General features: G+C 52.2%; 19 protein-coding genes and 1 tRNA gene. 2 read left to right on the top strand and 18 right to left on the bottom strand.

Annotated features, from left to right (window positions below):
- The first annotated feature begins 163 nt into the window (after positions 1-163).
- Positions 164-1,828 (top strand): hypothetical protein, encoded by a 1,665-nt coding sequence (locus AXA67_12370; GenBank protein KXJ39844.1) that lies wholly within the window; start codon positions 164-166, stop codon positions 1,826-1,828.
- A 2-nt stretch (positions 1,829-1,830) separates the two neighbouring features.
- Positions 1,831-2,694 (top strand): hypothetical protein, encoded by an 864-nt coding sequence (locus AXA67_12365; protein KXJ40181.1) that lies wholly within the window; start codon positions 1,831-1,833, stop codon positions 2,692-2,694.
- Positions 2,695-2,749: 55 nt separating this feature from the next.
- Here AXA67_12365 and AXA67_12360 read toward each other — a convergent pair whose 3' ends face one another.
- The 18 genes from AXA67_12360 to AXA67_12275 all read right to left on the bottom strand — a co-directional run bounded on the left by AXA67_12360 (position 2,750) and on the right by AXA67_12275 (position 19,515).
- Positions 2,750-4,786: a polyribonucleotide nucleotidyltransferase gene (locus AXA67_12360; protein KXJ40180.1), complete on the bottom strand. Its 2,037-nt coding sequence runs from the start codon at positions 4,784-4,786 to the stop codon at positions 2,750-2,752.
- A 68-nt stretch (positions 4,787-4,854) separates the two neighbouring features.
- Positions 4,855-5,124 (bottom strand): 30S ribosomal protein S15, encoded by a 270-nt coding sequence (locus AXA67_12355; protein KXJ39843.1) that lies wholly within the window; start codon positions 5,122-5,124, stop codon positions 4,855-4,857.
- 46 nt (positions 5,125-5,170) lie between these two features.
- Positions 5,171-6,085, bottom strand: coding sequence for a tRNA pseudouridine synthase B (locus AXA67_12350; GenBank protein KXJ39842.1), 915 nt, complete (start codon positions 6,083-6,085; stop codon positions 5,171-5,173).
- Positions 6,078-6,446, bottom strand: a complete 369-nt coding sequence (locus AXA67_12345; GenBank protein ID KXJ39841.1) for a hypothetical protein — start codon at positions 6,444-6,446, stop codon at positions 6,078-6,080. The genes AXA67_12350 and AXA67_12345 overlap by 8 nt, the downstream gene beginning before the upstream one ends.
- A 3-nt stretch (positions 6,447-6,449) precedes the next feature.
- Positions 6,450-9,020: a translation initiation factor IF-2 gene (locus AXA67_12340; GenBank protein ID KXJ39840.1), complete on the bottom strand. Its 2,571-nt coding sequence runs from the start codon at positions 9,018-9,020 to the stop codon at positions 6,450-6,452.
- Positions 9,021-9,035: 15 nt separating this feature from the next.
- Positions 9,036-10,541: a transcription termination/antitermination protein NusA gene (gene nusA / locus AXA67_12335; protein ID KXJ39839.1), complete on the bottom strand. Its 1,506-nt coding sequence runs from the start codon at positions 10,539-10,541 to the stop codon at positions 9,036-9,038.
- Between the two features lie 5 nt (positions 10,542-10,546).
- Positions 10,547-11,026 (bottom strand): ribosome maturation factor RimP, encoded by a 480-nt coding sequence (locus AXA67_12330; protein KXJ39838.1) that lies wholly within the window; start codon positions 11,024-11,026, stop codon positions 10,547-10,549.
- Between the two features lie 134 nt (positions 11,027-11,160).
- Positions 11,161-11,237, bottom strand: a tRNA-Met gene (locus tag AXA67_12325).
- Between the two features lie 87 nt (positions 11,238-11,324).
- Positions 11,325-11,795 (bottom strand): phosphatidylglycerophosphatase, encoded by a 471-nt coding sequence (locus AXA67_12320; GenBank protein KXJ39837.1) that lies wholly within the window; start codon positions 11,793-11,795, stop codon positions 11,325-11,327.
- Entirely contained in the window at positions 11,792-12,739 is a 948-nt protein-coding gene (locus tag AXA67_12315) for a thiamine-monophosphate kinase (GenBank protein ID KXJ39836.1), read from the bottom strand. The genes AXA67_12320 and AXA67_12315 overlap by 4 nt, the downstream gene beginning before the upstream one ends.
- Positions 12,740-12,770: 31 nt before the next feature.
- Positions 12,771-13,238, bottom strand: a complete 468-nt coding sequence (locus AXA67_12310) for a N utilization substance protein B (protein KXJ39835.1) — start codon at positions 13,236-13,238, stop codon at positions 12,771-12,773.
- Positions 13,235-13,714, bottom strand: a complete 480-nt coding sequence (gene ribH, locus AXA67_12305; GenBank protein KXJ39834.1) for a 6,7-dimethyl-8-ribityllumazine synthase — start codon at positions 13,712-13,714, stop codon at positions 13,235-13,237. Before ribH ends, AXA67_12310 begins: the two co-directional genes overlap by 4 nt.
- Before the next feature lie 6 nt (positions 13,715-13,720).
- Positions 13,721-14,821, bottom strand: a complete 1,101-nt coding sequence (locus tag AXA67_12300) for a 3,4-dihydroxy-2-butanone 4-phosphate synthase (GenBank protein ID KXJ39833.1) — start codon at positions 14,819-14,821, stop codon at positions 13,721-13,723.
- Positions 14,818-15,474: a riboflavin synthase subunit alpha gene (locus AXA67_12295; GenBank protein ID KXJ39832.1), complete on the bottom strand. Its 657-nt coding sequence runs from the start codon at positions 15,472-15,474 to the stop codon at positions 14,818-14,820. The genes AXA67_12300 and AXA67_12295 overlap by 4 nt, the downstream gene beginning before the upstream one ends.
- A 3-nt stretch (positions 15,475-15,477) precedes the next feature.
- Positions 15,478-16,575, bottom strand: a complete 1,098-nt coding sequence (locus tag AXA67_12290; GenBank protein ID KXJ39831.1) for a bifunctional diaminohydroxyphosphoribosylaminopyrimidine deaminase/5-amino-6-(5-phosphoribosylamino)uracil reductase — start codon at positions 16,573-16,575, stop codon at positions 15,478-15,480.
- Between the two features lie 6 nt (positions 16,576-16,581).
- The gene (locus AXA67_12285; GenBank protein KXJ39830.1) at positions 16,582-17,040 is read right to left on the bottom strand and encodes an NrdR family transcriptional regulator; all 459 of its coding nucleotides are present in this window, start codon (positions 17,038-17,040) and stop codon (positions 16,582-16,584) included.
- 21 nt (positions 17,041-17,061) lie between these two features.
- Positions 17,062-18,318: a serine hydroxymethyltransferase gene (glyA, locus tag AXA67_12280; GenBank protein ID KXJ39829.1), complete on the bottom strand. Its 1,257-nt coding sequence runs from the start codon at positions 18,316-18,318 to the stop codon at positions 17,062-17,064.
- Between the two features lie 351 nt (positions 18,319-18,669).
- On the bottom strand, positions 18,670-19,515 hold the full coding sequence (locus tag AXA67_12275; GenBank protein KXJ39828.1) for a hypothetical protein: 846 nt from the start codon (positions 19,513-19,515) through the stop codon (positions 18,670-18,672).
- Positions 19,516-19,565 lie beyond the last annotated feature (50 nt).

Raw genomic sequence — 19,565 nt, 5'->3', positions numbered from 1 at the left:
TCTATGTTTTCTTATCATACATAGGATTGAGCGCAACAGGTGAAATCAAAAAATTTGCCTGGCATTTTCCTCTTACAGCTAGTTCGGTGAATAGGTGCTGAGATATCAATTTCTACGGTTTTCCTTATGGCTTATATTTTGTGGCCTCTTCGGATTGATATTCATGCCTGTTCAAGCAGGCACGCTGAACATTACTCAACCCAGTACCGCGCCGATCGGCAAGTCTATTTCATGGTTCCAAGAATCCCAACCGTTGGATATGGCCGCCGCCTCACAAAAATACCGCCATGGAGTATTCAAAACCTCATCCCATGAGCTACTCAATTTCGGCATTGGTTCCAATCCTATTTGGCTAGCTATAGAAGTGAAAAATGACACTGAAGCTCCATTGCTTCGGCGGCTTAGTCTCAAAAATTCCTGGCTAGACAAAATCCACGTTTATTTTTTGGCGCATAATCGGCTGATCAAGGAATTCCAGACCGGAGATATGTTTCCTTTTCATCAGCGGCCTATCCCTGATCGGTACTTTGATTTTGACTATCCTTTCCCTCCCGGGGAAACCTTAGTCTTAATCAGAGCCGCAACCGTCGAGCCCATGATCTTGCCGGTTTTTCTCACCAGCCCTGACCAGGACTATCAAAGGGATCTCTTAGAGGGTTATAGCTATGGGTTGCTTTATGGTGGACTCTCCTTGCTTGCTGCCTATAACTTCCTACTCTTCTTGAGTCTTAAAAGCGCCCGATATTTTTATTACTCCGCCTATCTGACTGCATTCCTGCTATTGAATATCACCTATACTGGCCACGGCTATCGTTGGCTCTGGCCTAACTCGCCTCAGTGGCAATTCTCGTCTCACTTCATTTTTAATCTTCTATTCCCTTTTACGGGCCTTCTTTTTGCTCTTCATTTCCTCGATATAAAACTCGCTTTTCCCAGGTTATATCACTGGGTAATCTGGATCAGCACGGGCTGCCTTAGCACGATAGCCGGGATAATAATCGTGGCTCATAACTATCCGCTGGCTATTTCATTAATCTTAATGTTTACGCAAGCTTATTGCATAGGCATGATCCTGTTAGGAGTGCTTTCACTACGTGCTGGTGAACGTGCCGCCCGTTTTTTTCTACTTGGCACGGTCACCCATATAGTCACATCCATGTTCAGCATACTGACCGTTGAGGCGCTAATTCCCTATAGTATTTTGGGTCACCGATCCGCAGAAATAGGGTTAACCATTGACGCCCTATTACTGGCATTCGCGCTTGCCGATCAATTCCGCACTCTGAATCACCAAAAAATGGAAGCATTGGAACTTGCCATGTTGGATCCCCTCACCAGCATGAACAATCGTCGCGCTTTTTACTGGCAGACCCGGCCCATTTGGAATAATTGCATTCGTAAAAAGCGCGCCATGTCACTGGTGATGATAGATATCGATCACTTCAAGAGAATCAACGATGTTTTTGGCCATAGCTACGGCGACGTGGTGCTAAAAAAAGTAGCCCAAATTTTGATGAAGGAAGCCAGAACTTCAGATGTGGCAGCCCGCTGGGGTGGTGAGGAATTTGTCCTGTTTATGGGGGAAACCTCCTTACCAGAAGCGTTTTCTTTTGCTGAACGGATACGAGAAAAAGCAAGTAATATCAGATTAACGGACGGAAATAAATCGCTGTTCTTCTCTGTCAGTATTGGCGTAGCAAGCGTGGACTACAATGTGAGCGATCTGGATGAATTAATCGCAACCGCCGATAAGAGTCTTTATCTTGCCAAAAAGAACGGGCGCAACCAAGTTTGCACTACTCAAGAGGCTACCTTCGAACTTGCATAATGATGACTTTTTCCATTCAACAGGCATCGCCTCCTATTCTCTTGATCCACGGCGGCGCCGGTAAAAAAACCAAAGATAAAACCATCGAAGCGCAGCGTCAGCTATCATTGCAGCGCATCCTTTCTGAAGTCTGGCCTCAACTTGAGTCGGGATTGAGCGCATTGGAAACCGTGACCCTAGCCGTTCAAAAGCTGGAAGATTGCCCGTTATTCAATGCCGGCCGGGGGGCCGTGCTGCAAAGCGACGGCTTGGCCCGCCTATCAGCCTCGTTAATGGATGGCTGCCGGGGAAAATTTTCCGGCGTCATGCTGGCAACCCATCTTCTCAACCCATCGCGTCTGGCAGCCTATCTGCAAGAAAAGGAAGAATCTGTGGTGGGTCCTTTGGGCGCCCAATTGATTGCCCGGGAAATGGGTATTGCACCTAAGTCCCCGCTAACCCCAGAGTCGATACAACGCTGGATGAAGACTCTGAAACAACCCAATCAAGGTTACGGCACCGTCGGCGCCGTGGTAATGGATAAGCAGGGCCGGCTGGCGGCAGCCACCTCAACTGGCGGTCACGGGGCCAATTACCCCGAACGAATATCCGATTCTGCGACGGTGGCTGGCAATTACGCCTCGGCTTTTGCGGCCATCAGTTGTACTGGCATTGGTGAACAGATTGTTGACGATGCTTTGGCAGCCAGACTTGAAACCCGGGTGAGGGACGGTCATACGATACTGACTGCCTCAGAAAAGTGCTTAAAAGAAGCTCAGACAAAAGGCCGGGAATACGGTTGGATTGGAATAGACCATCAAGGCAATGAGTGCGTTTTTTGCACCACGGAAACCATCGCCTGGGCGGGAAAAGATGGCAACGGTTAACTAACAATCGAAAAAACCGGCGGAATTTCCGCCGGTTTTCATGGGAAAGCCCTCCTTAAGAAGGTTGCTTGACCCCTTTCATACTTAACCGTACCCGGCCCTGGCGGTCGATTTCCAATACCTTGACCCTGACCACATCCCCTTCCTTGAGGACATCGCGGACATTTTCCAGCCGGCCTTCGGTAATCTGGGAAATGTGCAGCAGACCATCGCGGCCTGGCAGAATATTGACGAAAGCGCCAAAATCCATGATCCGCACCACCTTGCCTTCGTATTCCTTGCCCACTTCCACATCGGCGGTGATTTCTTCCACCCGGCGGCGGGCTTCCTGACCCGCCTGCTTGTCCACCGAAGCGATCTTGACGATCCCGTCATCGCTGATATCAATGCTGACGCCGGTCTCCTCGGTGATACTGCGAATGGTAGCCCCGCCTTTACCAATCACATCACGGATCTTGCTGGGATCGATACGAAATGTGGTAATTCTGGGCGCATAGTCGGACATTTCTTTACGTGGCTCGGCCAGCACCTCATTCATCTTTTCAAGAATATGGAAGCGGCCTTGTTTGGCTTGGTTCAAGGCTGTCTGCATAATCTCGGGGGTAATCCCCTCGATCTTGATATCCATTTGCAGCGCGGTCACCCCTTCGGCCGTCCCTGCCACTTTGAAATCCATATCGCCCAGGTGATCTTCGTCCCCCATGATGTCGGACAGAACGGCATAGGTGTCCGCTTCTTTGATCAGGCCCATGGCGATGCCGGCCACGGGCGCCTTGATGGGAACGCCAGCATCCATCAACGCCAAACTGGTACCGCAGACGCTGGCCATGGAGCTGGAGCCATTGGACTCGGTAATTTCCGACACCACCCGAATCACATAAGGAAAATCCTCTTCCTTGGGCATCACCGCCTGGATAGCGCGTTTGGCCAATTTGCCGTGGCCGATTTCCCGGCGCTTGGGGGATCCAACAAAGCCCACCTCGCCCACGCAGAAAGGCGGGAAGTTGTAATGGAGCATAAAGGATTCCCAGTATTCGCCTTCGATGGCGTCAATCAACTGCGCATCGCGCCCGGTACCCAAGGTGGCAATCACCAAGGCCTGGGTTTCGCCGCGGGTAAACAGCGCGGAACCGTGGGTGCGGGGAAGCACTTTGGTGCGAATGGTGATCGGACGGATATCTTCCGGACCCCGGCCATCAATGCGAATCTTATCCTCGAGGATTTTGCCGCGAACCAGTTTCTTCTCCAGTTTCTCCAGTGCTTCTTTTACTTCCCCAGGTTCGAAACGTTCATCGGAAGTTAATGCCTCCACGACGGATTGGCGGATTTCCTTGAGCTTCTGGGAACGTTCTTTTTTCACCCGGATTTGATAGGCCACCGACAACGCGTCCCTGGCGTGGGTAACCACTAATTCTTCCAATTCTGGATTGGACTCGGCGACGGTGACTTCCCAAGGCTCTGGGTTGACCATTTCCGCCAACTCGTTTACCGCTTGAATTACCGCTTGCATCTGCTCGTGGCCGAACAACACCGCGTTGAGCATGACGTCCTCCGGCAGTTCCTTGGCCTCCGATTCCACCATCAGCACGGCCTTTTCAGTCCCGGCAACCACCAGATCCAACTGGGAGTCGTCCAATTGACCGATATCCGGATTGAGCAAGTATTGGCCATCTTTATAACCCACCCGGGCCGCGCCAATGGGCCCATGAAAAGGCAAGCCTGAAATGGCAAGCGCCGCCGAAGCGCCTATCATGGCGGGAATATCGCCGTCCACTTCCGGATTGGAAGACAAAACCGTCGCAATAATCTGCACTTCGTTATGAAATCCTTCTGGAAACAGCGGCCGGATGGGCCGGTCGATGAGACGGGAGGTGAGGGTCTCTTTCTCCGTGGGACGCCCTTCCCGCTTGAAAAAACCGCCTGGGATACGGCCTGCGGCATAGGACTTTTCCTGGTAGTTAACGGTCAAGGGAAAGAAATCCGTTCCGGGTGAAGCCTCCTTGACGCCTACCACCGTGACCAACACCACGGTGCCATCCATATCCACCATCACGGCGCCATCAGCCTGACGAGCTATCTCGCCGGTTTCCATAACGACCTTGCGGTCACCGTACTGAAATTCTTTGCGAATCGGTTTCACTGTTTTACCTTTAAATAGTCTTACTTACGAAGTCCCAGTTTTTCAATCAGGTTGCGGTAGCGTTCGACATCTTTACGCTTGAGATAGGCGAGCAACTTGCGGCGCTGATTGACAAGCCGCAACAGACCACGGCGGGAATGGACGTCTTTTTTATGCTGCTGGAAATGGGGCGTCAGTTGATTGATGCGATGGGTCAACAGCGCCACTTGCACTTCCGGAGAACCGGTATCTCCTTCCGAGCGTTGATATTCTTTCATGATTTGGCTTTTTTCTTCAGCGGTCAAAGGCATGGTTTCTATCTCCTAGATTGATGGTTTCAATAAAAATTGAACGGCTTTATGCCGCCATTTTGAACAACCGGCGTGGCGCAACCCGACCATCATCGAGTACCTCGCCAACGCCCAAAAAAAGTCCGTCACGATTATACAGGCGGACAAATCCTTGTGCTTGCAATTTGGGAATCAGTACTGGCTGTCCCCGCAACAGGTAAAATGCCATATCGTCAGACAAGGCCACTTCCGGCCAGGATGACACGGCGCTATCCACGGCCCGCAACAATTCCCGGCGTTCTTCCAGGGGCATGGCTTCCAGCTGATCCATGGTGATCGCGTCCTCGAGGTCAAAATCCCCTACTTGGGTGCGGCGCAAGCTTTCCACATGACCGAGCGTCCCAAGGGCTTTGCCAATGTCCTCGGCCAAGGTGCGAATGAAGGTTCCCTTGGAGCAAAGGGCGTCGATGGTCAGCCAGTCGCGGCCCATTTCCAGCAAATGCAGCTCATGAACCGTCACCCGACGGGACGGACGATCCACTTCTATCCCCTGGCGCGCCAGTTCATAAAGGCGCTTGCCGCCCTGTTTGAGGGCGGAATACATGGGAGGTATCTGCTCGATTTCTCCAACAAAGCTCTCAAGTACACTTTCCACCGCTTGTTCGGTCAATTCAGGGACGGGCTGACGTTCGAGAATCTCGCCTTCCGCATCACCGGTCGCTGTAGCCACGCCCAGCCGAATGGTAAATAAATAACGCTTGTCGCTATTGAGTAAAAAGGGAGATACCTTGGTGGCTTCTCCCAGACAGATAGGCAACAGCCCTGTGGCCATGGGGTCCAAACTGCCGGTATGGCCTGCCTTGCACGCGCCCAGCAAGCGTTTGACCTTCTGCAATACCTGGTTCGAGGTATATCCGGGTGATTTATCCAGCAATACAATGCCGTTGATATTTTCGCCCCGTGGGCGTTTAGCTTTATTCATCTGATTCATTGCCTTGCTTTTTAGCAATCTCATCCAACAATTGAGTGATACGCTGCCCCCGCTCGATCGCGGTATCTTTGTAGAATCTCAGTTCGGGTATGACACGCATGCGTAACCGCTTGCCCAATTCACGCCGCAAAAAAGGGGCCGCGTGTTGTAGCGCTTCCAGGGAAGGCGCCAACTGCCCTTCCTCCAGAGTACTGACATAGATTTTGGCAACCGCCAGATCGCGGCTGACCTCCACGTCGTTGACGGTCACCCAACCCAGCCTGGGATCCTTCAATTCGCTGCGAATCAAGTCCGCCAATTCCCGCTGCAATTGTGAAGCAACCCGCTGGGAACGTTCAAATTCCTTGGGCATAAGTTAAGCCTTGGCTTCCACCTCTACTCGTTCGAAGACTTCAATCAAGTCCCCTTCACGGACATCGTTGTAATTTTTCACTCCGATGCCGCACTCCATGCCGGCTTTGACTTCCGCGACATCTTCCTTAAAGCGGCGCAGGGATTCCAACTGGCCTTCGTAGATCACAACGTTGTCCCGCAACACGCGGATGGGGAGATTGCGGCGCACGAAACCTTCCTTGACCATGCAACCGGCAATCTGGCCGAATTTCGGATGACGGAACACTTGGCGGACCTCGGCCACGCCGACGATGCGTTCTTTCATTTCTGGCGCCAACATACCCTTGATGGACTTTTTGACATCGTCAATCACATCGTAGATGACGCTGTAATAGCGGATCTCAATGCCCTTTTCTTCGGCCAACTTGCGCGCGCCGGCATCGGCGCGGACATTAAAGCCGATAATGACCGCATTGGAAGCGAGCGCCAAATTGACATCTCCTTCGTTGATCCCGCCAACGCCACCGGAGACTACTTGTACCCGGACTTTGTCGGTGGACAATTTGGTCAGGGCATCGCGGATGGCTTCCAAGCTGCCTTGAACGTCGGCCTTGACCACCAAATTGAGATCCACCACCTCGCCTTCCTCCATCTTCTGGAAGACTTCGTCCAGCTTGGCTGCTTGTTGCGCCGCCAGCTTTTTGGAACGCGCTTTTTCAGCTCGCAGATCAGCTATTTCCTTGGCAATCTTCTCGTCCTTGACGGCAATGAGATCATCTCCGGCTTGGGGTACACCGGAAAGACCCAAAATTTCCGCCGGCGTGGAAGGCCCCGCTTCCTTCAATTGGCGGCCGTTCTCGTCGAACATGGCGCGCACCCGGCCATAGTGTTCACCGCATAGCACCGCATCGCCTTTTTTCAAGGTCCCGGCCTGGATCAATACATCGGCCACAGGTCCTCTACCCCGGTCCAGACGGGATTCAATCACGACGCCCCGGGCGCTACCCTTGGTGGGCGCTTTCAATTCCAACAGTTCCGATTGAAGCAGGATGGCTTCCAACAATTCATCCACGCCCTGACCGGTCTTGGCCGAGACATTGACGAACTGAGTATCACCGCCCCAATCTTCGGGAATGACTTCCAAAGCCGCCAGTTCTTGCTTCACCCGGTCAGGGTCGGCTTCCGGCTTATCGATTTTGTTGATAGCCACGATTAATGGCACACCCGCGGCACGGGCGTGTTCAATGGCTTCCTTGGTTTGAGGCATCACGCCGTCATCGGCGGCCACCACCAAAATAACAATGTCCGTCACTTTGGCGCCCCGGGCGCGCATGGCGGTAAACGCGGCGTGACCTGGGGTATCCAGAAAGGTGATTTTGCCGTGATCGGCCTTTACCTGATAAGCACCGATATGCTGGGTAATGCCGCCTGCTTCCTTGGCTGCCACCCGGGTGCGGCGGATATAATCCAGCAAGGAAGTCTTACCGTGATCCACGTGACCCATGATGGTAACCACCGGAGGCCGGGGCTTTTCCTCGGACAGTGGCACGGTTGCCTGTTCCAGCAGAGCTTCTTCCATGTCCTCGGCGCTTTGCAACTTGACCTTGTGACCGAGTTCTTCGACGACGATGGCCGCGGTTTCCTGATCCAGGGTTTGATTGATCGTCGCCATAATGCCGAGCTGCATGAGCTGTTTGATGACTTCTGAAGCCTTGACCGCCATCCGCTGTGCCAATTCCGAAACGGTAATGGCTTCTGGGATCACCACTTCTCGAACCATCGGGGTGGTAGGCCGGCTGACTTCCGCCTTGGCCTTCTTTTTCTTGCGCGCTTTGGCTGCCAAGAGTTTATCTGAGGCTTCCAGTTTCTTACGGGCGGGCCTTTCTTTTTTCTTTTCTTCGCGTTTGGCCTTGGCCTTTTCTGGCTTTTTCCCGGTCTCAACCGGTGGAATCTCCACAGGTTCAGTTTCCACCGGTTTCTCAGCTTCCATCGCTCTCTCGAGCGTCGTCGGTGCTTGAGTTTCAATTTCGGGCGCTGCGCCTTCGGCTTGGGCGGTTTTGGCTTCCTGTGCAAGCCGCGCTTCTTCGGCCCTGCGCTTTTCTTCTTCCTCGCGCTGCTTACGCTCTGCTTCTAATCTGGCTTTTTCTTCCGCAAGGCGGCGTTGTTCTTCCTCCTCACGGCGACGGGCTTCTTCCAGCGCCTGCTGTCGACGTTGTTCTTCCAGTGCCTGGCGGGCGCGCTCCGCTTCCTGCTGCTGGGGCGTCAGGCCTGAAATTTCGCTGCGTTTGACATAGGTCCGGCGTTTACGAACCTCGACACTCACGGTTTTTGTCCCGCGACCCGGCACGCGTCCTTGTTTAAGTTCCTTGACTTCTTTTCGCTTCAAGGTGACCCGTTTGGGTTCGGAAGTTTCTACTTTTTCGTTTTTACCGTGACTCTGGCGGAGAAAAGATAAGAGCTGGACTTTCTCTTCGTCACTCAATACATCATCGGCGTCATTTTTATCCAAACCCGCATTACTCAATTGATTGAGCAGCCGGTCCAAGGGGATGCCCACCGTATCAGCCAATTGTCTTACCGTCACTTCACTCATATGCGTTTCCTCTTCTTACTCACCCGCCTGACTTTCCGCAAACCACGGTTCGCGCGCTTTCATAATCAATTCAGCAGCGCGCTCCTTGTCTAAATCGTCAGCGATTTCCATTAGTTCATCCACAGACATTTCCGCTAAATCTTCCATGGAGCGAATGCCGGCGGCGGCCAATTTATAGGCCAATTCTTTATCCATACCCTCCATTTCTAGAAGGTCTTGCTCCGGTCCTTGCAGTTCAGTCTGTTCCTCACTGGCAATGGCCTTGATCAAAAGCGCATCTCTGGCGCGCCGGCGAAGCTCTTCCACCAGTTCTTCATCAAACGCTTCAATTTCCATTAATTCCTTGGCCGGTACATAGGCCAACTCCTCCAGAGAGGTAAAGCCTTCCTGCACCAGCGTTTCCGCCAGATCCTCATCGATATCCAGCTGATCCATAAACATTTGCTTGACGGTTTCAGCTTCCCCTTGGCGTTTTTCTTCCATTTCGGAAATCGACATGACATTCAATTCCCACCCAGTGAGTTGACTGGCCAGGCGCACGTTTTGACCACCACGGCCGATGGCCTGGGAAAGGTTCTCGTCGGCCACCGCGATATCCATGCTGTGGTTATCCTCGTCCATCACGATAGAGACAATATCCGCCGGGGCCATGGCGTTGATCACAAACTGGGCGTCATTTTCATCCCAGAGTACGATATCGACCTTTTCTCCGTTGAGTTCATTGGTCACTGCCTGAACTCTGGAACCGCGCATGCCAATACAAGCGCCAATAGGGTCGAGCCTTGGGTCGTTGCTTTTGACGGCAATTTTCGCCCGCGCGCCAGGCTCCCTCGCGGCACCTTTGATTTCAATGACGCCCTCGCCGATTTCCGGTACTTCCAGCTTGAATAACTCAATCAATAACTCAGGCGCGGTACGACTGACAATCAATTGAGGACCGCGGCTGTCTTCCCGAACCTCTTTCAAATAGCCGCGGACCCGGTCGCCAATCCGGAAGGATTCGTTCGGGATAGTTTCCTCCCGGGGAATTAAAGCCTCTGCATTTCCGCCCAGATCGAGAAAAACGTTACCCCGCTCTACCCGCTTGACCACGCCAGTAACCAGTTGACCAATACGATCTTTGTAGGCTTCGACGACTTTGCGCCGTTCAGCTTCCCGGACCTTCTGGATGATGACCTGCTTCGCGGTTTGCGCGGCAATCCGGCCGAATGCAATCGATTCCATCGGCTGCTCCACAAAACTACCGATTTCAGCATTGGGATCGAGTTTGCGAGCTTCCTCCAGCGTCATCTCCTTTTCCGGATCTTCCAGCTCCTCTGGCTCGACCACCTTCCAGCGCCGGAAGGTTTTATATTCGCCGGTATCCCGGTTGATCTCCACCCGCACGTCAATCTGGTTGTCGTGTTTTCGTGCCGTTGCCGTGGCTAAAGCGGTTTCCAGCGCCTGGAAAATAATCTCTTTGTCGATGTCCTTTTCATTGGAGACCACTTCGACAACTCTTAGGATTTCTTTATTCGTCATCGCCTTTACCCTTTCAAAATTGCGTTGTAATCAGGCACCAACCGGGCTTTTTCAATCCATTCGAAAGGAATGTCCACCGTCTCGCCTTCCTGAGAGACAAGCGTGACCTGATTATCATGAATCGCTTTAATTGTGCCTTTAAACCGTTTTCGGCCCTCCAGTGGTTGCTGCAAATGTATGCGCACCGGCTCGCCGATGAAACGGCGAAAATGCGCCAGCGTAAACAAGGGTCGGTCAAGGCCGGGGGAAGAGACTTCCAGCACATAGTTTCCAGGAATGGGGTCTTCCACATCCAACAACGCGCTGATTTGCCCGCTCACCAACTCGCAATCATCAACGGTGACACCATCCTCAATATCAATATAAATACGCAGCACCCGCCTTTGTTTGGGATCGGCGGTCCATTCGATACCGACCAATTCGTAGCCAAGTCCGGTAATGACTGGCTCTAATAGCTGTTTTAACTGATCTGACACTTTACTCATATGTTAAATGATGCAAATATTCCGCCCACAAAAAATGGGCCCAGGGCCCATCTTGTTATCGTCTTGCATCCTGCAAAGGCATTCTTAAGTCTGAACACCTTAGATAAAATAAAAAACCCCATAACGGGGCTAATTGGTTGCGGGGGCAGGATTTGAACCTGCGACCTTCGGGTTATGAGCCCGACGAGCTACCGGACTGCTCCACCCCGCGATTGATCTGTAAGATTATACCGATATTCTTTCGGTATCTCAATAGTTGTTTTACAAACCCCATTCACTCGGACAAACGGTTAGTCCATTAAAGGGGAAGAAAGTTCAATAAGATAGCGGTAAAAACGCCGGCCAAAACATCATCCAACATGACTCCCAGCCCCCCCTTGATTCTTTGCTCGCACCAACGGATGGGCCAAGGCTTGACGATGTCAAAAAAACGGAACAACAAAAATCCAACCACAATATAAGGCCAGGTAAGGGGTGATCCCAACATCGCGATCCAAAAGCCAACAATTTCATCCCAGACAATGCCTGGATGATCATCGAAACCCAATTCATCACAGAGTTGGCTGCAAATATAGACGCCGAAAATAAAACCCAAGACTATGGCGGCCAAATACAAGGAAGGACTCAGGGACTTTAACCCCCAATACAACGGAATAGCGACCAAGGTGCCCAAAGTGCCGGGTGCGCAGGTTGATATCCCCGCCCCAAAGCCGGAGGCTATCCAATATTCCAGGCGCGAGCTTTTAAAAATGAATGGTTTTGTGCTCATGAAAAGTGTTGATACCCCGCAGGTGACAGAACTGTCACCTTTCCCCCTTTATATAGGCGCAGCCCTGATTGTTGTTCTATTATCCCAATACGATGCCATGTCACCCCACTGTTTTGCAAGCTTGCCGCAAGATTCGGCTCCTTTTCCGGTGGCATGGTGAAACACAATTCATAGTCATCCCCGGCAGTCAAAGGCATTTGCCAATCCCCGGTTTCGGCGATATATCGCTTAACGCCTTTATTCAAAGGCAAGCGGTCAAATTCAACCCTGGCGCCTACATCACTGGCATTTAAAATATGATAAAGATCGGCGGCCAGCCCATCGGAAATATCAATACAAGCATGGGCCAAGCCCCGAAGCGCAATACCCAAGCGTACCCTTGGGGTTGGCCGCAACAATCGTTCTTCTGCAGCGGGATCGGGCCAACTGATCTGCTGCTGGAGAATTTTCAAACCCAGGCCGGCGCTGCCCAAGGTTCCGCTAACATAAATCCCATCCCCTACCTTGGCCCCGGATCTTTTCAGCGCGAGGGAGGCTTTCACAAAACCCAACGCTTGAAGGGTGACAGTCAAAGGCCCTCGAGTCGTATCGCCACCAGCCAAATCAACATTGAATTCATCCGCCAGAGACAAAAGCCCATTGGCAAAGGATTCCAACCAGGCCTCATCGGCTTTTGGTAAAGTCAGTGCCAGGAAAGCCCAGCCGGGCCTCGCGCCCATGGCTGCAAGATCGCTTAAATTGACGGCCAACGCCTTGTGGCCGAGATCCTCCGGCGCAACTTCGGGGAAAAAATGCACGTTTTCCACCAACGTATCCATGGTGGCAACGACGGCTTCCCCCTCAGGAGGTGACAAAAGCGCGCCATCGTCACCAATGCCGACAAAGGTATCTTTGCGTCTGGGACGGCGAGTGAAAAAGCGTTGAATGAGGGCGAATTCGTCCAAGGAATGTTAGAAAAGATCGTTCAGGGAAATATTAGAATGTGCGTTCAGGATTTGTGCCCTTGACTTCCGTTGATCTCACTTTATGGGCCAGTTTGTCGAGCACGCCATTGACATATTTATAGCTTTGCTGGGTAGCGCCGAAGCGTTTGGCAAGGTTAATGGCTTCATTGAGGACCACCCGGTAAGGCACCTCCCAGTGGTACAAAAGTTCATAAGCGCCCAAACGTAGGACGGCTCTTTCAATGGGATCAATCTGCACCACCGGCCGGTCAGTGAATTCACTAAGGGCATGGTCAATTTCCTGGCAATGATCGGTCACCCCTCGCAATAAAACGGAAAAATATTCCGGCAGCGCACCGCCAGATTCTTCTGATTTGAGGAATTGGCGTTCGATATCCAAAGGCGATTGCGCTGTCATCTGCCATTGATACAGGGCTTGCAGCGCACTGCGCCGGGCAGCACTGCGCGAAGGTTTGGCTTTTTTTTTCTCGAAACTCATGAATTTTTTATTTGCCGCAATAAATCCACCATTTCAATGGCTGTCATGGCGGCATCAAACCCCTTGTTTCCCGCCTTGGTTCCAGCCCGCTCGATGGCTTGCTCGATGGTGTCAGTGGTCAACACTCCAAACGCCACAGGCACTTTGTATTTCATGGTAACCGCCGAAATGCCCTTGACACACTCTCCCGCCACATAATCGAAATGAGGCGTGGCGCCGCGGATGACGACCCCTAAAGCGATAATGGCATCCACTCCACCGTGCTCGGCAACCGCCTCAATAGCCAAGGGCAACTCAAAAGCGCCAGGTGTTTTCAGTATTCGAATATTGGCAGGTTCCGCGCCGTGGCGAACCAAACCATCCACCGCCCCTTGCACTAACTGCTCAACAATGAATCCATTAAAGCGCGCCGCCACAATAGCGAAACGCATCCCGGTTGCCTGTAAGGCGCCTTCCAGTGTTTTTATCTCTGTCATATTCGGTTATATCTCCACGTAATCGACCACTTCCAGATCATACCCTGGAAGCCCCTTGAATTTCTTAGGCGCCCCCAACACCTTCAATTTATGCACACCAAGATCGGCGAGAATCTGCGCGCCGGTGCCGGTGGCGCGCCAATCTTCCGGCGATTCTTCAGGGGAAGTTTCTATCCCGTTATCTTGTAATTGATAGCGATGGATTTTTTCCACCAGTGACTTGCTATCTTCTTCTTTACGAATTACCACCAGCACGCCCCGACCTTCCTCGGCGATCTTGCGCATCGCCGCCCGGATGGTAATGCCGGGTTCGCGGGTGGATGCCAGCAAGTCCGTCAGAAGGCTGCGGGCATGCACCCGGACCAGTACCGGTTCATCCCCCGCCACTTCGCCCATAACCAAAGCCAAGTGCAGCTTATTATCCACTTTGTCCTGGAAAGCAATCAACTTAAAATCCCCGTACTCGGTCGGGAAATGGCATTCGCTGACCCGCTCCACGGTTTGCTCGGTCTGCATCCTGAAGCGGATCAAATCGGCAATGGTGCCAATTTTAAGCCCGTACTCCCGGGCGAACCGTTCCAGCTCCCCACGCCGGGCCATCGTCCCGTCTTCGTTGAGGATTTCGACAATGACCGCCGCAGGTTCCAGGCCCGCCAAACGGGCCAGATCGCAGCCAGCTTCGGTATGGCCGGCGCGGCTCAAAACACCGCCGGGGTGGGCCATCAAAGGGAAAATATGTCCCGGCTGAACCAGATCTTCCGGCTTGGCGTTTGGCGCGACCGCCGCTTGAATGGTGAGGGCCCGGTCGGCGGCGGAAATACCCGTGGTAATGCCTTGGGCGGCGTCGATGGAAACGGTGAAATTGGTGGAATGGGGGGTTTGGTTTTCATTCACCATTAAGGGAAGACGTAATTGTTTACACCGCTCCCGGGTCAATGTCAGGCAAATCAAGCCACGGGCGTGGTGGGCCATGAAATTGATATCCTCGGGCCGGGTGAAACTGGCCGCCAGAATTAAATCCCCCTCGTTCTCCCGGGATTCGTCATCCATAATGACCACCATCTTGCCCTGGCGGAGGTCGTCGATGATTTCTTCTATGGTATTCATGGCTTCGCCCCGGTAAATCCACTGCGATTCAATAAATCCAGAGTAATTCCATCTATCTGCTTATCACCCATTAACAGCCTTTCCAGATAGCGGGCAATCAGGTCTACTTCCAAATTGACCGGATTGCCGACCAGCGTATTGCCTAAGGTTGTTTCAGCCAGGGTATGGGGAATGATATTGACCTCAAAGGCCGCCCCTTCTACCCGATTCACCGTCAAACTGATGCCGTCCACGCAAATCGAACCCTTGGTGGCGATATATTTTGCCAGCGCCTTGGGAGACTCAATCCGGAATCTCGTGGAACGGGCGTCTTCCCAACGTTGGGTTACTTTTCCAATGCCATCCACATGACCGCTAACGATATGCCCGCCAAAGCGGGTGGCCGGCGTCATGGCCAATTCCAAATTTACCGGATCGCCCGATTTGAGGTTGCCCAGGGTGGTCAAACTCAGAGTCTCCCGGGAGACATCCGCGCTAAAGGTTTGGCTGTCAACCGCAACGGCGGTCAAGCAAACGCCGCTGATGGCGATACTATCGCCCAACTTGACTTCGTCAAGGGGCAATTTTCCCGAAGCAATGGTCAATCGCACATCGCCGCCCCGGGGAGACAGGGCTTCAATCCTGCCAATCGCTTGAATGATTCCGGTAAACATCTTTTAACCTTGATGAAAATGAATTCTTAGATCCGGGCCGATTAGACGGATATCTGTCATTGAAAGGCCGATGGAATCAGTCATCGACTCAATCCCTGGCAAATGGAACAAGCCTCTGGCGCTATCCCCCAATAATTTAGGCGCCAAATACAACAGCCACTCATCCACCAATCCTTGACTTAGCAGAGCGCCATTCAACCGGGGACCTGCTTCAATCAATACTTCATTGATTTGCCTGTCGCCTAAGTGATCCATCAATTGCCGAAGATCCACTCTCCCTTGCCCATCATCAGGCAAGACCAATACTTTAGCCCCCCGCTGTTCCAGTGCCTGCCGTTTATCTTTATCATTGGCAACCGTGGCGATCCAGGTTTCACCCGGCAGTCGAAGCATTTTTGCATCCATGGGCATGCGCAATTTGGAATCCACTACCACGCGGATGGGTTGTACGACTTCTATTTCTGGCTCCAACCGCGCTGTCAAAGCAGGGTTATCCGCCAAAACCGTATCGATGCCAGTGATGATGGCGGAACTGCGCGCTCTGATCCGGTGCACATCCCGGCGCGCGGCATTGGAGGTAATCCAGCGGCTCTCTCCCGAAGCCAGAGCAGTTCTGCCATCCAGGCTGGCGGCCAGCTTCGATGTGACCCAGGGGCGGCCATCCCTCATCCGCTTGCAAAACCCCCGGTTGAGCAATTCAGCCTCACCGGTCAGAATACCGCTGGCGGTTTCAATCCCCGTCTCCTGTAATTTTTGCAACCCATTACCGGCGACTTGGGGATTGGGATCAATCATTGCCGCAATTACCCGCTTGATCCCCGCTTTAATCAAGGCATCGGTGCAAGGCGGTGTGCGCCCGTGATGGCAGCAAGGCTCCAGGGTAACATAGCAATCCGCGCCGCGAGGGTGGGTTCCAGCGGCTTTCAATGCTTCAATTTCCGCATGAGGTCCACCGGCTTTTCTGTGCCACCCCTCCCCGACAATGCGGCCATTTTTGACCAAAACACACCCTACCCTGGGATTGGGATCGGTCGTAAATAACCCGCGCTCCGCCAGCCTCAGGGCACGGGCCATCCAATGATGATCTGTTGAGTGAGTCATGTAAGATTAATCGGAAGACTCGCTTTCAAGTCCTTCAATGACCTTGCGGAACTCGCTCACATCCTCAAAACTGCGATAAACAGATGCAAAGCGTACATAGGCCACCCTATCCAGAGCCTTCAACTCATCCATCACCATCTCCCCAATCATTCGTGCGGGTACTTCCCGGTCACCACGGCGCATTAAGGTTTCTTTGATCTTTTGCACACAGGCATCCACCTGTTCGCTTGCTACCGGCCGTTTTTCCAATGCCCGCAGCAATCCACAGCGCAGTTTTTCCTCATCAAAAGCTTCTCGCCGGTTATCGCTTTTAATCACTCTTGGCAATGTTAATTCCGCACTTTCGTAAGTGGTAAAGCGCTCTTTGCACGCGCTGCATTCCCGCCGCCGCCTGACTTTCCCATCCGGGGTCAGGCGGCTGTCGATTACCCGCGTATCTGGCGCGTTACAAAAAGGGCAGTGCATGGGTAATCCATTCTTTCTGCATCAATGGCCATAGACTGGAAAACGGCGGCAAAGTTTAAGAATCTCGTCCTTGATCTGGGCAATGGCATCTTCATCATCGATATTATTCATCACATCGCACATCCAATGGGCAAGTTGCTGGCATTCCCTGACCCCAAAACCCCGAGTCGTCGCTGCCGGCGTACCCACCCGGATGCCGCTGGTTACAAAGGGTGATTGGGGATCGTTGGGAACCGTATTCTTGTTGACGGTGATATTGGCCCTCCCCAACGCTTCCTCCGCTTGCTTGCCGGTAATGCCCTTGTCAATCAGATCCACCAGAAACAAATGGTTGTCCGTGCCACCGGAGACGATATGGAAATCGCGTTCTATGAAAGTTTGCGCCATGGCCCGAGCATTTTCCACCACTTGCACTTGGTAATCCCGAAATTCCGGGCCTTGGGCTTCCCGGAAGGAAACCGCCTTGGCGGCAATCACATGCATCAAGGGACCGCCCTGGGTGCCCGGAAAGACCATGGAATTGAGCTTTTTCTCCAAATCCGGATTGGATTTGGCCAAAATCAACCCGCCACGGGGGCCACGAAGCGTTTTATGGGTTGTAGTGGTAGTCACATCGGCAAGGGGCACTGGATTGGGATAAACGCCAGCGGCCACCAAGCCCGCCACGTGAGCCATATCCACCACAAACCAAGCACCGATGGCATCGGCGATCTCCCGGAATCTTTGCCAGTCCACCACCCGGGAATAGGCGGAAAATCCGGCGATAATCATCTTTGGTTTATGCTCTTTTGCCAGCGCTTCCACTTGGCCATAATCGATCTCGCCGGTCTCGGGATTGATGCCATATTGCACCGCGTTAAACAGTTTGCCGGAAAAATTCACCTTGGCGCCGTGGGTCAAGTGGCCACCGTGGGCAAGGCTCATGCCCATAATCGTATCGCCCGGCTGAAGTAACGCCAGATAAACCGCCGCGTTGGCCTGGGAACCGGAATGGGGCTGGACGTTGGCATAGTCCGCATCGAACAGCGCCTTGGCCCGTTCGATGGCAAGGCTTTCCACCACATCCACATACTCGCACCCACCGTAATAACGCTTGCCCGGATAGCCTTCCGCATATTTGTTGGTAAGCACGGTCCCTTGCGCCTGAAGCACCCGGGGGCTGGCGTAATTTTCCGAGGCAATCAACTCCACATGGTCTTCCTGACGCCGCACTTCGTTTTGAATCGCCGCCCACAAATCGTCATCAAATCCGGCAATTTCCATACCTTTGCTGAACATAAAAATCACTCTCCTGGACAAATTTCTCGAATTTTTTATATTGTTACTATTCTAAAGGGTTCTCATTCCCCGCGGCCAAAATTTTCCCTCGGAAATAAAAAAACGCCCTGATCTCAGGGCGTTGTGATATCGATTACCTTTGTATTCCTCTAAGAATACCAAGCAATCAAGAGAGCACCATTGAACTTTGGTTACTGATGTTACGCAGCCACCGGCAGATAGGCACAGGCTTGCGCAATCCTTGACTGTCATTTCGACCAGAGGGAGAAATCTGACACATCAGCATCCATTTTGGGGCGATTGCAAGATTTCTCGCTACGCTCGAAATGACAGTGCGTAACATCAGTTTGGTTACTTATCCGGCTGTCGGCGCTTCAAGCCTTTACGCATCGCCATACCAGCCAAGCCAATACCCATCAATAAAGTTACTGGCGGTTCGGGTACGGTAACCGGATCCACTTCAATCCAGTCGTTGGCGCAGGCCATGGTCCAGTGAACGGTGAATTTCTGCCCCAGCAGATTAGGGTCAAATAGATTCAAGGGAATGGCGGTTTCAAAAACGTAATGCTGATGTGAGTCGTCTGAATTGGTGGGATATGCTCCTAATTTAGAAATTTGGCTGCCATCCCACTTGGCTTTATTGAGTGAATAAGGCACTTCACCCTTTTTCTCACCTGACTTGATATTAGTTGGATGAGCATTTTTACTATATCCAGTATTTGGATCATCCTCCCAGATCCCGTAGTTCCATTCTGACACTTCGTAAAAGTCACCTGCCGAACCTATCCCTCCTTTACTATTATCTTCGTCGCTATAAGTCACTACACCGTATTCGAAAGTGTCGTCATTTCCAAAATCAATGGCAATATCACCAGGGGGCCAGTCAATAACGGAAGAGTCAACACCGGATACTACGGTGATGTATAAATTACCTGAATCAATGGCAACATACATTGCCTCGGCATCGTAATCCTGGCCTCCATAGCCTGGATTAAGGAAATCTTTATATTGGTCTTCTATAGAATAGAAAACGTTGGTTTTATAAGGTTGCCAATCTGTAGCCTGGCCTTGTGGCTGATTGATCCAGTCTTTAAGATCACCATCCACGGCAAAAGGGACCGCCGATACGGAGAAAGCAGGCAAAGTCAAAGTTAACACTAAACTTAAGTGAAAAAACCTTTTTTGAAATAAACGCATCTTTGGCACTCCAAATTAAATACTTAACAAGGGTGCCCTCAACAACCTCT

Source organism: Methylothermaceae bacteria B42, assembly GCA_001566965.1.
Lineage (GTDB): Bacteria > Pseudomonadota > Gammaproteobacteria > Methylococcales > Methylothermaceae > Methylohalobius.
Note: the sequence above shows the minus strand (reverse complement) of the source record. Positions and strands in the feature narration are given on the sequence as shown.

Excerpts from the sequence above, each read along its gene's own strand:
- AXA67_12370 (KXJ39844.1), top strand. The coding sequence starts at position 164 with ATGCCTGTTCAAGCAGGCACGCTGAACATTACTCAACCCAGTACCGCG.
- AXA67_12365 (KXJ40181.1), top strand. The coding sequence starts at position 1,831 with ATGACTTTTTCCATTCAACAGGCATCGCCTCCTATTCTCTTGATCCAC.
- AXA67_12360 (KXJ40180.1), bottom strand. The coding sequence starts at position 4,786 with ATGGAAACCGGCGAGATAGCTCGTCAGGCTGATGGCGCCGTGATGGTG.
- AXA67_12355 (KXJ39843.1), bottom strand. The coding sequence starts at position 5,124 with ATGCCTTTGACCGCTGAAGAAAAAAGCCAAATCATGAAAGAATATCAA.
- AXA67_12350 (KXJ39842.1), bottom strand. The coding sequence starts at position 6,085 with ATGAATAAAGCTAAACGCCCACGGGGCGAAAATATCAACGGCATTGTA.
- AXA67_12345 (KXJ39841.1), bottom strand. The coding sequence starts at position 6,446 with ATGCCCAAGGAATTTGAACGTTCCCAGCGGGTTGCTTCACAATTGCAG.
- AXA67_12340 (KXJ39840.1), bottom strand. The coding sequence starts at position 9,020 with ATGAGTGAAGTGACGGTAAGACAATTGGCTGATACGGTGGGCATCCCC.
- nusA (KXJ39839.1), bottom strand. The coding sequence starts at position 10,541 with ATGACGAATAAAGAAATCCTAAGAGTTGTCGAAGTGGTCTCCAATGAA.
- AXA67_12330 (KXJ39838.1), bottom strand. The coding sequence starts at position 11,026 with ATGAGTAAAGTGTCAGATCAGTTAAAACAGCTATTAGAGCCAGTCATT.
- AXA67_12320 (KXJ39837.1), bottom strand. The coding sequence starts at position 11,795 with ATGAGCACAAAACCATTCATTTTTAAAAGCTCGCGCCTGGAATATTGG.
- AXA67_12310 (KXJ39835.1), bottom strand. The coding sequence starts at position 13,238 with ATGAGTTTCGAGAAAAAAAAAGCCAAACCTTCGCGCAGTGCTGCCCGG.
- ribH (KXJ39834.1), bottom strand. The coding sequence starts at position 13,714 with ATGACAGAGATAAAAACACTGGAAGGCGCCTTACAGGCAACCGGGATG.
- AXA67_12300 (KXJ39833.1), bottom strand. The coding sequence starts at position 14,821 with ATGAATACCATAGAAGAAATCATCGACGACCTCCGCCAGGGCAAGATG.
- AXA67_12295 (KXJ39832.1), bottom strand. The coding sequence starts at position 15,474 with ATGTTTACCGGAATCATTCAAGCGATTGGCAGGATTGAAGCCCTGTCT.
- AXA67_12290 (KXJ39831.1), bottom strand. The coding sequence starts at position 16,575 with ATGACTCACTCAACAGATCATCATTGGATGGCCCGTGCCCTGAGGCTG.
- AXA67_12285 (KXJ39830.1), bottom strand. The coding sequence starts at position 17,040 with ATGCACTGCCCTTTTTGTAACGCGCCAGATACGCGGGTAATCGACAGC.
- glyA (KXJ39829.1), bottom strand. The coding sequence starts at position 18,318 with ATGTTCAGCAAAGGTATGGAAATTGCCGGATTTGATGACGATTTGTGG.
- AXA67_12275 (KXJ39828.1), bottom strand. The coding sequence starts at position 19,515 with ATGCGTTTATTTCAAAAAAGGTTTTTTCACTTAAGTTTAGTGTTAACT.